This is a genomic window from Mesorhizobium sp. M7A.F.Ca.CA.002.09.1.1, assembly GCF_003998555.1.
Taxonomy (GTDB): domain Bacteria; phylum Pseudomonadota; class Alphaproteobacteria; order Rhizobiales; family Rhizobiaceae; genus Mesorhizobium; species Mesorhizobium ciceri.
Window position 1 is genome coordinate 1 of the sequence record NZ_RZRR01001655.1, and the last position, 387, is coordinate 387.

The 387-nt window shown below is 64.9% G+C and carries 1 pseudogene; it reads right to left on the minus strand.

From position 1 onward, the window contains the following. A pseudogene (locus tag EN994_RS35190) lies at nucleotides 1–387 on the minus strand (ATP-dependent DNA helicase RecG); the annotation flags it as partial.

The following is a 387-nucleotide window of genomic DNA, read 5'->3' on the forward strand; positions in this document are numbered from 1 at the left end:
CCTCGACCAGCGGACAGATCCAGTAGATCTTCTGGCCGCCGGCGACGGCGTCCACCATGCGGGCGACCAGTTCGTCGAGCCGCTCGAGCGGCAGCGTAACGGTACGGATCGGCTGGCGGCCGGCCGGTTTTTCCGTCAGTTTCGACACGTCCATGTCACCGAAAGCGGTCAGCACCAGGGTGCGCGGGATAGGAGTGGCCGTCATCACCAACATGTCTGGCGCGTCGCCCTTGGCGGTGATGGCAAGCCGCTGATGGACGCCGAAACGATGCTGCTCGTCGATGACGGCGAAGACGAGGTCTTTGAAGGTGACGGTCTCCTGGAACAGCGCGTGGGTGCCGACGACGATGTCGATCTCGCCGGTTGCCAGGCCGACCAGCGTATCCG